The sequence below is a fragment of the Nocardiopsis mwathae genome, assembly GCF_014201195.1.
In the GTDB taxonomy this organism is placed as follows: domain Bacteria; phylum Actinomycetota; class Actinomycetes; order Streptosporangiales; family Streptosporangiaceae; genus Nocardiopsis_C; species Nocardiopsis_C mwathae.
The window spans coordinates 3,647,520-3,659,639 of the sequence record NZ_JACHDS010000001.1 but is presented as its reverse complement, the minus strand read 5'-3'; the positions used below and the strand labels follow the sequence as shown (position 1 = coordinate 3,659,639).

The window sequence follows — 12,120 nt, the reverse complement described above, 5'->3', positions numbered from 1 at the left end:
AGATCAACGGGGAACCGGTGACATCGCCGGTGGAAGTTCAGTGGTGGGCTCGCTGGTCGGGCGCGTCCACGACCTCCAGCGTCAGGCTGCGGCCGAAGCGCAGCTCGGCGAAGGCGCCCGCGGGTACGGCCGGGTCGTGCGGGTGGACGGGGTCCACCCGCCGGTAGGCGGTGCCCGGTGCGGGGCGCGGGTCCTGCTCGCCCCTGTTCGGCCAGAACGACATCGCCCGCTCGGCCTGCGCGGTGATCGTCAGTGAGGGGTTCACTCCGAGGTTGGCGGAGACCGCCGACCCGTCGACCACGTGCACCCCCGGGTGGCCGAAGAGGCGGTGGTAGGGGTCCACCACGCCCTCGTCGGGGCTCCCACCGATCGGGCAGCCGCCCAGGAAGTGCGCGGTCAGCGGGATGTTGGCGATCTCGCCCACGGTGCCGCCGGGGAACCCGTCGATGCGCTCGGCCAGCCGGCTCATCACCTCCTGGCCCTGCGGGATCCAGGTCGGGTTCGGCTCGCCGTGGCCCTGGCGCGACGTCAGGGTGCGCCCGCCCAGGAGCCCCCGCTTGGTGTAGGTGGTCAGCGAGTTGTCCAGGGACTGCATGATCAGCCCGATGATGCTGCGCTCGGAGAAGCGCCGCACCGAGAAGCTGCGCGCGAAGACGTAGGGGTGTCGGGCCGCCCGGAGCAGGAAGTTCATCCAGCGCGGGGCGGGACCGCCGCCGGGCACCTGGATGGTCGCCAGCAGCCCCATGGCGTTGGAGCCCTTGCCGTAGCGCACGGGCTCGACGTGGGTGCGATGGTCGGGGTGGATGGAGGAGGTGATGGCCACGCCCCGGCTGAAGTCCTCGGGCGGGTCGACGCTGCGGGTCATGGCCCCGTTGATCGCCTCGGAGTTGGTGCGGGTCAGGGTTCCGAGCCGGTCGGAGATGCGGGGGAGCAGCCCCTGGTCGCGCATGGCGTGCAGGAGGCGCTGGGTGCCGTAGGTCCCGGCGGCGACGACGACCTGGCGGGCGGTGAACGTGCGCGCGTTCTCCTTGCGCCGCGGTGCGCCCGTCACCAGGGTGTCCACCGCGTAGCCTCCGCCGCGCGCGGCCGGGCGCTCGCGCAGCCGCTCGACCGTGGTCATCGGGTGGATGGCGGCGCCCTTGCGCTCGGCGAAGTACAGGTAGTTCTCGGTGAGCATGTTCTTGGCGCCGTGGCGGCAGCCGGTCATGCACTCGCCGCACTCGATGCACGCGCGCCGCTTGGGCCCGGCCCCGCCGAAGTAGGGATCGCCGACCAGGCTTCCCGGCTCGGCCGCCGACTCCGCGGCACCGTCGCGCCCGTCGCCGAAGTGCACGCCCACGGGCGCGAGCCGGAAGGTGTGGCCCACCCCCATGTCCTCGGCGACCTGCTTCAGGTGCACGTCGTGCGGCGTCATGGTCGGGTTGGTGCGCACCCCCAGCATCCGCTTGGCCTGGTCGTAGTAGGGGGCCAGCTCGGCGCGCCAGTCGGTGATGTCCCGCCACTGCGGGTCGGAGTAGAAGTCGTCCAGCGGCTCGTACAGCGTGTTCGCGTAGTTGAGCGAGCCGCCGCCCACCCCGGCCCCGGCCAGGATCATGACGTCGCGCAGCAGGTGGATGCGCTGGATCCCGAACATGCCCAGGGCGGGCGCCCACAGGAAGTTCTTCACGTCCCAGGAGTTCCTGGGCAGGGTGTCGGGGGTGTAGCGCCGGCCGGCCTCCAGGACGGCGACGCGGTAGCCCTTCTCGGTGAGGCGCAGCGCGCTGACCGATCCGCCGAAGCCGGACCCGATGACGACGACGTCGTAGTCGAACCGGGCTTCGCCGTCGGTTGCGCGGGGCTGCGGCCGCTTCCTCTCGGTGGGCACGGGCGGACACCTTTCAGCGGGGCGGAATCGGGGCGGGGAGGGGGATGGTCGCGGTCCGCGACCGATCTGTTACGTACAAGGCAAAAAATGGCACTTGGAAGTGTGACATTCGCTATTGTAATGTTCGTCACCTACCTGCGAGTAGGCGTGGTCCATGTAACCCCCGGGGCAGTGTGCGGCGCAACACCCCCATCCCTCGGCACCGCCGTCCACCTGCGGTGCGGGAGCAAGGAGGCGAGCCTCATGTCCGACGACTCCATCCCCCAGGCCCCCGACGGCGGCACCCGCTGGCGCCGCTTCGGCCTCGCGGTCATCCCCGGCCTCGCCGCGGCGGTCATCCTCGGCGCGGCCACCACCCAGGGCCTCCTCGCCGCCTCGTTCGCGGTCTCCGGCGACAGTTTCAAGCTCTCCGCCGACTCCCTGCGCGGCCAGGGCTTCGCCCAGTACGGTGACGTCGCCACCTCGATCGACGACACCTCCCGGCCCGTCGGCCTGTCCGTGATCGACAGCGCCGAACTGGACAACCTCTGCATGTCCTCGCTCGTGGACCTCCCCATCGGACAGGCCACCCTGCTCATCACCGCCGGGCAGAGCAAGCCCGTCGCAGCCTCCGGGATGCTGGTCGACGTCGAGCAGCTCGACGGCAACGCCACCTTCGACACCATCGAGATCGGCCGCGACGCCAGCACCCTGGACAAGGTGTCCGGCGGCAACGGCCCGCGCGGGGCCTTCGGGCTGCAGGCCGACGGAACCGTGATCGACGACCTCGAACTCACCGCGTGGTCGGTCAACGCAGGCACCCTCAAGCTCGCCGGGCTCCGGCTCGCCGCGAAGCCCGGCAACCACGAGTGCTTCTAGTCCCATGGCCGACACCGAACACGGGTCGGGCCGGGGGCTGCCGCCGCGGGCGATGTTCCGGCCCCGCGCCGCCACCCGCGGACGCCGGGCGGCGCGGACCGGGCGGAGCGCATTCCGCGACTGGCGCCGCTCCCGCCCGTTCTGGGGCGGCCTGCTGGTGGCCGCCGCGGGCGTGGAGCTCCTGGTCGCGCCGGCCGCACAGTCCCTGGTCCTCCCCGTCAACCTGGTCATCTACGCCGGGATCGCGGGCATCGCCGGGTACCTCATCGGGCTGCTGCTGATCGCCCTGGGCCTGCTGGTGTGGGTCCAGCCCCAGCAGCGCGTCTTCTTCGGCGTCACCGCGACCCTGCTCTCCCTCGCCTCCTTCCTGGCCTCCAACTTCGGCGGGTTCGTCATCGGCATGCTGCTCGGCATCGTCGGCGGCGCGCTGCTGATCGCCTGGGATCCCGAACGCGGGTGCCGTGGCCGGGACCGGACCGAAGAAGAGGATGCGGACGAGGACGAGGACGAGGCCGACGCCGCGGATACGGACCTGCTCCCGGTCGAACGCGACCGGCGGCACGGCGGGGACCTGCGGGCCGTGGCCGCCCTCCCGATCGCCCTCACCCTGGCCCTCCCCGGGGCCGCACCCCATCCGCCGTCCTGGCCCTGGGACTGGTTCCTGCCCGGCGGCGGCCAGGAGGAGACCGCCCCCGCGGCTCCCGGACCCGCGACCACTCCTCCCTCGGCGTCCCCCTCCCCCTCTCCTTCCCGGGGGGAGGGGGACGCCCCTCGCGGTGAGGACGGCGGCCGGGAGCCGTCCGGCGCCGAGGACGGGGGTGACACCGCCCCCGGCACCGACACCGGCGACGCCGAGGACGGCGCGGACGACACCGACGGCGCGGACGACACCGACGACGCGGGCGGCGTCGAGGCGCGGGACGACGGGGAGTGCCGGATCGGCGTGGGGGAGGAGTCCGTCGCGCAGAGCGAGGAGGAGTTCCTCGACGCCGTGGCCGCCTGCGAGGCCGCCCGCGAGCGCGGCGACGCCCCGCAGGTGCGGTCCGCCCCGGCCGACTCCCGGTTCACCGCCGCCGTCGCCGAGTCCGGGCTCTCCGGACGGCGCTTCACCATGAGCGGGGCGCGGTTCGAGGGCGTCGTCTCCTACCCGACGACCGACGGCCCCCGCCGCTACCTGAAGATCTCCATGCGCAAGGGCGAGCTGCGCGACGGCGAGCTGTGGGCGCGGCACGACGGCGCCCTGAAGACGCTCGCGCTGCCCTCGATGGAGCTGTCCGGCGACGTCGTGCTGCACGTGACCCGCCTGGAGGCGCGCATCCTCGGCATCCGGCTGGTCTTCACGCCGGACTTCCCGCCGCCGCTGCTCCTGCCCTACATGGTCGTCACCGACCTGAAGGTGGACCGCCCGCTGGCCCAGGCGCGCACCCTCGCCATCGACGGCCTGAGGGAGCGGGTGCGCCCTGACAGCGGCTGAGTGCGTGCCCGCAACGGGCGTTCGGCCGCCCGAACCCGCCCGGGGCGGTGCGGACCGGGTGTCCGGTACCGAACCGGTGCCGGACACCCGGTGGTCAGGCTTGCTGAGGCTGCCCCGCGGCGCCGGGCAGCAGGCGGCTGGGCGCGCCCACGTAGGACACGTACAGCGCGTCGCGGGCCCGTGTGAAGGCGACGAACAGCAGGTTGCGCTCCTGCTGGTGGACCTGCTCACACGCGACCGGGTCGCCCTCGGCGGCATCCAGCGCGGCCTTGGGCGGCAGCAGCGGCTCGCTCATGCCGATCACCGCCACGCACCGGAACTCCTGCCCCTTGAGAGAGTGCAGGGTGCCCACGCGCACCGCCCGCGTCCCCTCGGGCGAGTCCGGCGGGGCGGTCGGGATACCCAGTGCCTGCAGCTCCTTGCCGATCTGGCGGACGATCCAGTGGTTGCGCCCGGCCACCGCGATCGCCGACGGGGGAACCCCCGCTTCCAGCCACACGCGCACCCACTCGCCCAGCGCCGCCCTCTCCTCGCCGCGGTCGGCGCAACCGCGCAGCACCGGCTCGGTGCCGCGCAGCAGCGAGCGGTATCCCACCAGCGTGTCGGCGTTGTCGTCCATACCGATGGCGGTCGGGCGGCCCAGCGTCGGCATGGCCCAGTCCAGGATCTCCTGGGTGACCCGGTAACTGACACGCAGCCGGTGGCTGCGGCCGCGTACGTTGATGCCCAGCGAGGCCAGCGAGACGCGGTTGTCGTAGATGCGCTGGTGAGGGTCGCCCACGATGAACAGGTCGTCGGGCCCCGCGGGGACGGCCGCCCGGAGCATCCGCCACTGCGCGGGGTGAAGGTCCTGGGCCTCGTCGACGATGACGTGCCGGTAGCGTGCCCCCGAGCGGAGCAACAGGCGCGCGGCCTCCAACGCGATCTGCGGGTAGGACCACTCGCCGGCGACGCGCAGCCGCGCCGCGTAGCGCTGGATGGTGTCCCACACGTGGGCGCGGTGCTCGGGGGCCAGGTGCAGCACCCGTCCGCTGCGTTCGCAGCGGACGTAGGCGGGCATGGTGGTGAGGTTCTGCGCGAGGATCACCTGCTCCCACTCGTCGGTGAGGAACCGCCCCGAGTAGGGGACGCCGTCGGCCCAGGCCGCCTCGCGCCACCGCTCGCTCAGCGTCTCCTTGCCGACGGCCTCGGGGGTCCGCCCGGTGTGCTCGTAGACGACCCCGCGGGCGAGGCCGTCGACGGTGACGACCTCGACGCGGGCGCGCACGTCGGGGTCGGGGAGGAGGCGGTCGAGCTGACCGGAGAGCGTTTGGGCGAGCAGCCGGTTGAACGTGGTGAGCAGGATGGATCGCCGGTTCTCGCCGGGGAAGCGGGCGGCGTCGCGCTTGGCCAGATGGGCGGCGCGGTGCAGGGCCAGCACGGTCTTGCCGGTGCCGGGGCCGCCGGTGACCTGTGCGGACCCGGCGAAGCGGGCGTCGACGAGGCGGTGCTGGCTGGGGTGCAGGGTGATCTGCCAGTCGCCGAAGGGGCGGTCGAGGTCGGGGGCGATCTCGTCGGGGCCGGTCACCCTCGGCGGAGCGGGTGCAGGTACGGGGCGCGGGTCGGCGACCGCCAGTGCGGGTTCGCCCGCGGGGGTGAACGCGCGGGCATAGCCGACGGCTTCGTCATGCGGGCGGATGGCCACCAGGCAGTCGGCGCCGTCGGCGGCCGGGGCGACGACGCCGGACCAGTGGGGGTCGATGCGCAGCAGGCGGACCCGGGGGTCGGCGGCCTGTGCGGGCTGCTCCAGGGGTTCGCCGCCGCCGGTGAGGTAGGCCTGGACGGCTGTCAGGGCCGCTGTCTGGGCTCCGGTGTCGAGCCGGGAGAATTCGGAGAGGAGGTTCGGGGCAATCGCGAGCTCAGGCACGTCGTGTGTTCCTCCGGTCGCTTGCCTGACGTGGGAAGTCGCGTGGGGAAGGGGTTGGTGCCAACCAGCGCGTCTCACCGTGGACATGCTCGCGGCGGAATTCCGGCAAACGCCGCGCTGCAGGCGGTTGCACGTCTGGTGCGGGCGGGCGATACAGGCGGCATACGTGCAGGTCATGGCGGATGCTTCAAGAGTCTTTCGAAGGTCTTTTCGAGTGGATTCCCGGCGTTCCGCTGACCTGCGCGTCCGCCGGGTGCCCTGGTGTCCGTAAAGCCCGATATGTCGTAACCGAAACCCGGTCCTACGATGGATGCGGGCGGAGTTCCAGCCGGTTCCCGGTGACGCAGGGGTCTGTCGGAAAGCGTGCTCGTGGTGTGTGGCGGCGCCGTCGCCCGGTGAAACCACCCCTGTAGCGGCGAACCGACCGTACAGGTTGTTTTCGGATAGTCTCCGTGCGGAACCGGTGGCCCGAACCCGCGGTCGCCCTCCGCCCCCACCCCTCGTGACCTGCGCGCCGGCACCCGTCCGCGACGTCCGCATCGAACAGGAGCCCACGTGTCCCTCGCGTCCACCGTCTCTCCCCGGCAGGTCCTGACCGCCTTCCGGGCCATCGCCGCCGTCGAGGCCGTCACCTGGGCCGGGCTGCTGGTCGGGATGTTCTTCAAGTACGTGGTCGTGCACAACGAGATCGGCGTGCAGATCTTCGGCCCGATCCACGGGGTCGCGTTCATCGTCTACGTGGCGGTCGCGGTGCTGGCCTGGTACCGGCTCGGCTGGAGCACGCTGACCGCCGTGCTCGGGCTGGTGGCGAGCGTGCCGCCGTTCGGCACCGTCGTCTTCGAACGCTGGGCGTCGCGCACCGGGCGCATCGACCCCGCGGGCGGCGGCGGGGCACCGCAGGAGGCCGCCCTACCGTCCGCGCGCGCCTGACACGCGGACGCGGGCGACTCAGGGCCCTGCCGGGGCCCGTCCTACCCCGGCAGAGGCCTCAACCGCCCCTGACGACCGTCTCAACAGTGGTGACCCTATGACCGGCCGCCGACATTTCCTCACGGAACGTCGCACCGGATGAGCTGACAATCATCGCATGAGAACCGTCGGAGGGTGGGGTTTCGGTTAACTGTTGGGGCGCAGGAGCGGCTGCGGCGTCCCGACTGGCTGGAGGCCCCTGCACCGATCGCCTCTACGTATATGCACAGTCAACAGGCAATCGATTCAGTTGCTATGTACAGTTGGCCCCATGGAGCGCACCCTGCGTCTGACCGCGACCATCACGCCTGACTCCGAGCTCGGCGGATACGTCGCTCGGGCTGTCGAGGTCGAGGTCGCCTCGCAAGGCGAGACCATCGAGGAAGCCGTCGAGAACCTGAGAGAGGCCCTCGAACTGTACTTCGAGGACGAAGAACTTCCGATGGAAACTCCCGATGAACCCGGCTTCGTCACGTCCGTGGATGTGCGTTTGTCCGCGTGAGTCCTTCGCGATTGCCGATCACTTCAGGCCAGAAGGTCGTGCGTGCCCTGGAGAAGATCGGGTTCACACAGGTCGGTACTCGTGGCGATCATGTGAAGCTGCGGAGAGACAGTCGGCGGGTCATCGTGCCGCTGCATAAGGAGATCAAGCGTGGCACGATGACGTCGATCCCCACCCAGGCCGGGTTGAGCGCAGACGAGCTCCGAGAACTCCTGTGACCCTGAGGTCCCCTCGAAGACGACAGAAATAGCGTCGCTGTGAACGTCTCCTTGACGGGGTCGGCTCCGAACAACAGGCGCGGCCCCACCGACCGCGTCCGCACCCGAGAGCCGTCCCCGGAACCGACAGGAGACCCGTGATGTCCCTGACCATCTCCAAGCGGCTGCGTCCGCTGATCTGGGCCACCGCCGCCGTACTGACCGTCGTGGTCGGCGTGGGGCTGTGGGCCTTCCAGCCCTGGCGGGTGTTCACCAGCTCGACGGTGAACGAGGAGCTGCCCGCAGCCGCCCCCGCCGCACCGGGCGACGGGGCCGGACCGGGGGAGGACGGCGCGGAGGACACCGCCGACGCCGAACCCCGCGTACTCTCCGAGGGCGAGTTCGTCAGCCAGGAGCACGAGACCACCGGCACCGCGAAGATCGTCGAACTGGCCGACGGCAGCCGCATCGTCCGCCTGGAGGACCTGGCCTCCAGCGACGGCCCCGACCTCAAGGTGTGGCTGACCGACCAGGAGGCCGGCGGCGACTGGTTCAAATACGACAACGGCGACTACGTGCCCCTCGGCGCCCTGAAGGGCACCCACGGCAACGCCAACTACGAGATCCCCGCCGGCGCCGACATCGACGATATGACCAGCGTCGTCATCTGGTGCGAGCGCTTCTCCGTGGCGTTCGGATCGGCGCCCGTCGAGCTGTGACCACCGCGGTGCGGCCCGGGGCTCAGCCCGTCCCCGCCGCCAAGGCGTCGCGGTACCAGCCCTCGCGTGCGGCCAGTTCGGCGGGGGTGCCGTGCTGCAGCACCCTCCCCTCGGCGACCACGTAGACCTCGTCCACCCGGTCCAGCCCCGCGAGGTCGTGGGTGATCAGCAGCGTCGAGTACCCTTCCGCCGCGTCGAGCAGGTCGGTGACCACGGCGTCGCGAGTGTCGGGGTCCAGGTGGGCCGTGGGCTCGTCGAGCACGAGTACCCGGGGCGCGGCCAGCAGCGCGCGGGCCAGCGCCAGCCGCTGGCGCATGCCGCCGCTGAGTCGCGCCCCGTGCGAACCGACCTCGGTGTCCAGGCCGTCGGGCATGGCCTCCACCTCGTGGGCCAGCCGGGCGCGGCGCAGCGCCGCCCGGATCTCCTCGTCGGTGCAGCCCGGCCGGGCCAGCCGCAGGTTCTCCCGTAGCGTGCTGGCGAAAACGTGCGGGTCCTGGGGCACTCCGCTGATCACCCGCCGCACCTCGTCCACCGGGACGCCGGTGATGTCGGTGCCGCCGAGCTCCACCGTCCCGGAGTCCGGATCGCGGAACCGCAGCAGGACCGCGGCCAGGGTGCTCTTCCCTGCGCCGCTCGGCCCCAGCACCGCCACCGTGCGTCCGGGGGCGATGTCCAGGTCCACCCCGTCCAGCGCCCAGGGCTCCTCGGGGCCGTAGCGCACCCGCAGGCCGCGGACGCGCAGTGCGGTCGCGTCGGCCGAACCGTCGAGGAGGGGGCGCTCGGTCACGGTGCCCGACCCGGGCGCGGTCACCGACGGCGGGGTGTCGAGCACGCCGAACAGCCGCTCCCCGCCGGCCCGAATGGCGCCCAGACGGGCGGCCACCGCCGGCAGCGGGGCCACGATCTCGAAGGCGGCCAGCGTGGTCAGCACCAGCACCGCCATCGGGATCGCGTGCAGTGTGCCGTCCTCCACCGCGGCGACACTCAGGGCCAGCGCGCCCCACACGGTCAGTCCGGTGATCAGTGCGGTGGCCCCGGCGCCGAAGCCCAGCAGCGCGGAGTCGCGGCGGGCGACCCGGGTGAGCTCGGCGTCGGCCTCCTCGACCCGTCGCACCGCCCGGTCCATCGCACCGTAGGCGACCAGGTCGGGGGCGCCATGGAGGGTGTCGACCAGCGCGGTGGACAGTTCGCCGCGCGCCGCGGCCTGGCGCCGACCCGGCCCCCGACCCAGTGCCGCGGCCATCAGTGGGACGGCCAGCCCGGCCAGCAGCAGCCCGGCGAGGAGCAGCAGGCCGCCGGGGGCCAGCAGCGCCGTGCAGAACGCCACCGCCACGCCGCCGGTCAGCACCGCCACCAGCGGCGGAGTCAGCCCCCGGACCAGCAGGTCCTGGGTGGCGTCGGTGTCGCTGACCAGCCGGGAGACCAGGTCTCCGGAGCGGAACCGACGAACCGGCTCGGTGCGGGCGAGACGCTCGTAGACCCGCACCCGCACGTCGGCCAGCGTCCGGAACGCGGCGTCGTGGGTGACCAGGCGCTCCAGGTAGCGCGTCAGGCCCCGGGACACGCCCAGGGCACGGGTGGCCACCACCGCCACGCTCAGCGCCGTGATCGGCGGGTGCTCGGCCGCGGTGGCCAGCAGCCATGCGGCCACGCTGAGCAGCGCCACGCCGGACCCCGTGGCCAGGGCACCCAGCAGCACGCCGAGCGCGAATCGGCGGCCGCGCGGCCACGCCAGCGCGATCATCCGCCGCAGCGGATCGCGTCCGGCGTCCGGCGTCGGCAGGGTGTCGGGCGTCGCGGTCATGGCCGGGCCTCCAGTCCGGTGCCGACCCGTCCGGCATCGACGTGCACGACGGCGTCGACCAGGTCGGCCCAGCCGGTGTCGTGGGCGACGATGATGCCGGTACGGCCCTCCAGCAGGCGCCCGACGGCGGTGCGCACGGCCGCGGCGTTGTCCGGGTCGAGGTGCGCGGTCGGCTCGTCGAGCAGCACGACGGGGGCGTCCCGCAGGAACGCGCGGGCCAGGGCGATGCGCTGGCGCTGCCCGGCGGAGAGCCGGGCGCCGCGCTCGCCCAGCCGGGTGTCGTAGCCGTCCGGGAGGGCCGCGACGAAGGCGTCGGCCTCGGCGAGGCGGGCGGCGCGCCGCACCTCGTCGAGGGCGGCATCGGGGGCGCCGAGGCGGATGTTGCCGGCGACGGTGTCGTCGAACAGGTAGGGGTGCTGGGGGACCCAGGCGATCCGCCGCCGCCACTGCTCGACGGGGACGTCGGCCAGCGGCGTCCACCCGGCGCCGTCTCCGGAAGCCGCCGCGGGGTGGGCGGCCGCGTCCTGCACGCGGATCGCTCCCTCGGTGGGCTCGGTGAACCTCAGCAGCAGCGCCAGCAGCGAGCTCTTGCCCGACCCGCTGGGGCCGGTGAGCAGCAGGCGGCGCCCCGGCTCGATACTCAGGTCGACCTCGCGCAGCGCGGGAACGTCGCGGCCGGGGTAGGTGAGGGACACCCGCTCCAGGTCGATCCGCGCGGGGCCCGCGGGAGCGGTGGGCGCAGGCGAGGCCGCTCGGTGGCCGCCACGCCGGCCGACGGGGGTTCCGCGGCCGCGGTCGAGCTCCTTGAACACCTGCTCGGCGGCGGCGACGCCCTCCATACTGGCGTGGAAGCGCGCCCCCACCTCGCGCAGCGGCAGGTAGGCCTCGGGGGCGAGGATCAGCACCAGCAGCGCGGTCTGGTAGTCGAGCATCCCGTACATCAGCCGCAGCCCGACCTCGACCGCGACCAGCGCGACCGACAGCGTGGCCAGCAGCTCCAGGACCAGCGCCGACAGGAACGCCACGCGCAGCGTCGACATGGTGGTGCGGCGGTGCTCGTCGGTGATGCGGCGGATGATCTCGGCCTGGGCCTTGGCGCGGCGGAAGACGGCGAGCGTGGGCAGCCCCTCGACGACGTCGAGGAAGTGCCCGCCCAGGCGGTTGAGCAGGTGCCACTGGCGCTCGGTGCGTGCCTGGGTGTGCCAGCCGACCAGGGCCATGAAGATCGGGATCAGCGGCAGCGTCACCGCGATGATGGCGCCGGACAGCATGTCGGCGCTGAACACGACGATGAGGACGGAGAGGGGGACGAGCACCGCCAGCACCAGCTGCGGCAGATACCGGGCGAAGTAGTCATCCAGCGCATCGAGGCCACGCGTGGCGAGTGTGACCAGTTCACCGGCGCGGGGAGTGCCCGCCCCCTGATCGGTTCCGGCCTGCCCTGACAACCAGACCGGCCCCGAGGTCCCGACGCCGTCCGCATCCGGGGATGCGGCGGCGTCGGAGCTTGTGTGCGTCCCCGTCACGTGGGCGACGAGGCGGCGGCGCAGCTGCGATTTGGCTTGCGCGGCCGAGCGCAGGGCCGCCGCCTCGGCCCCGTACGACAGGACCCCGCGGGCGACCGCGACCGCCGCGACGGCCGTGATCGCCCACGACAGGCCGTCCGCCCCCGCCCCGGCCGTGACACCGGCGATGACGTGCGCCAGCAGCCACGCCTGGGCGAGGATCAGAGCGGTGATCGCCAGTCCGCTGACGACGGTGACGACCAGGTGCACCCGGACCGCCCGCGCGGTGCGGACGAGTCGTGGGTCGAGGGGCTTCATCGCG

General features: G+C 72.9%; 10 protein-coding genes. 6 read left to right on the top strand and 4 right to left on the bottom strand.

Annotation, left to right across the window (positions count from 1 at the left end):
• Positions 1-37 precede the first annotated feature (37 nt).
• Entirely contained in the window at positions 38-1,864 is a 1,827-nt protein-coding gene (locus tag HNR23_RS15730; RefSeq protein ID WP_184076297.1) for a GMC oxidoreductase, read from the bottom strand.
• Positions 1,865-2,107: 243 nt separating this feature from the next.
• On the opposite strand from HNR23_RS15730, the gene HNR23_RS15725 reads away from it, so the two are divergent.
• Both HNR23_RS15725 and HNR23_RS15720 read left to right on the top strand, forming a co-directional pair.
• Positions 2,108-2,722, top strand: a complete 615-nt coding sequence (locus tag HNR23_RS15725) for a DUF6230 family protein (RefSeq protein ID WP_184076296.1) — start codon at positions 2,108-2,110, stop codon at positions 2,720-2,722.
• A 4-nt stretch (positions 2,723-2,726) separates the two neighbouring features.
• On the top strand, positions 2,727-4,196 hold the full coding sequence (locus tag HNR23_RS15720; RefSeq protein ID WP_221308137.1) for a DUF6114 domain-containing protein: 1,470 nt from the start codon (positions 2,727-2,729) through the stop codon (positions 4,194-4,196).
• A gap of 94 nt (positions 4,197-4,290) precedes the next feature.
• Here HNR23_RS15720 and HNR23_RS15715 read toward each other — a convergent pair whose 3' ends face one another.
• A complete protein-coding gene (locus HNR23_RS15715; protein WP_184076295.1) occupies positions 4,291-6,102 on the bottom strand; it encodes a UvrD-helicase domain-containing protein in 1,812 nt (603 codons plus the stop codon).
• A gap of 555 nt (positions 6,103-6,657) precedes the next feature.
• Here HNR23_RS15715 and HNR23_RS15710 point away from each other — a divergent pair.
• The 4 genes from HNR23_RS15710 (at position 6,658) to HNR23_RS15695 (ending at position 8,489) form a co-directional block, all read left to right on the top strand.
• Complete coding sequence (locus tag HNR23_RS15710) at positions 6,658-7,032, top strand: DUF3817 domain-containing protein (RefSeq protein WP_184076294.1); 375 nt, start codon at positions 6,658-6,660, stop codon at positions 7,030-7,032.
• Positions 7,033-7,342: 310 nt separating this feature from the next.
• The gene (locus HNR23_RS15705) at positions 7,343-7,573 is read left to right on the top strand and encodes a type II toxin-antitoxin system HicB family antitoxin (RefSeq protein ID WP_184076293.1); all 231 of its coding nucleotides are present in this window, start codon (positions 7,343-7,345) and stop codon (positions 7,571-7,573) included.
• Positions 7,574-7,584: 11 nt separating this feature from the next.
• Complete coding sequence (locus tag HNR23_RS15700; protein ID WP_221308135.1) at positions 7,585-7,791, top strand: type II toxin-antitoxin system HicA family toxin; 207 nt, start codon at positions 7,585-7,587, stop codon at positions 7,789-7,791.
• 140 nt (positions 7,792-7,931) lie between these two features.
• Positions 7,932-8,489 (top strand): DM13 domain-containing protein, encoded by a 558-nt coding sequence (locus HNR23_RS15695; protein WP_184076291.1) that lies wholly within the window; start codon positions 7,932-7,934, stop codon positions 8,487-8,489.
• A 22-nt stretch (positions 8,490-8,511) separates the two neighbouring features.
• On the opposite strand, the gene cydC is transcribed toward HNR23_RS15695, so the two are convergent.
• Both cydC and cydD read right to left on the bottom strand, forming a co-directional pair.
• The gene (gene cydC, locus HNR23_RS15690) at positions 8,512-10,293 is read right to left on the bottom strand and encodes a thiol reductant ABC exporter subunit CydC (RefSeq protein WP_184076290.1); all 1,782 of its coding nucleotides are present in this window, start codon (positions 10,291-10,293) and stop codon (positions 8,512-8,514) included.
• A complete protein-coding gene (gene cydD / locus HNR23_RS15685) occupies positions 10,290-12,116 on the bottom strand; it encodes a thiol reductant ABC exporter subunit CydD (RefSeq protein ID WP_184076289.1) in 1,827 nt (608 codons plus the stop codon). Before cydD ends, cydC begins: the two co-directional genes overlap by 4 nt.
• Positions 12,117-12,120: the final 4 nt, after the last annotated feature.

What these genes read in the sequence shown, in the direction of transcription:
- HNR23_RS15725 (WP_184076296.1), top strand. Translation starts at nt 2,108, where the DNA reads ATGTCCGACGACTCCATCCCCCAGGCCCCCGACGGCGGCACCCGCTGG.
- HNR23_RS15720 (WP_221308137.1), top strand. Translation starts at nt 2,727, where the DNA reads ATGGCCGACACCGAACACGGGTCGGGCCGGGGGCTGCCGCCGCGGGCG.
- HNR23_RS15705 (WP_184076293.1), top strand. Translation starts at nt 7,343, where the DNA reads ATGGAGCGCACCCTGCGTCTGACCGCGACCATCACGCCTGACTCCGAG.
- HNR23_RS15695 (WP_184076291.1), top strand. Translation starts at nt 7,932, where the DNA reads ATGTCCCTGACCATCTCCAAGCGGCTGCGTCCGCTGATCTGGGCCACC.
- cydC (WP_184076290.1), bottom strand. Translation starts at nt 10,293, where the DNA reads ATGACCGCGACGCCCGACACCCTGCCGACGCCGGACGCCGGACGCGAT.
- cydD (WP_184076289.1), bottom strand. Translation starts at nt 12,116, where the DNA reads ATGAAGCCCCTCGACCCACGACTCGTCCGCACCGCGCGGGCGGTCCGG.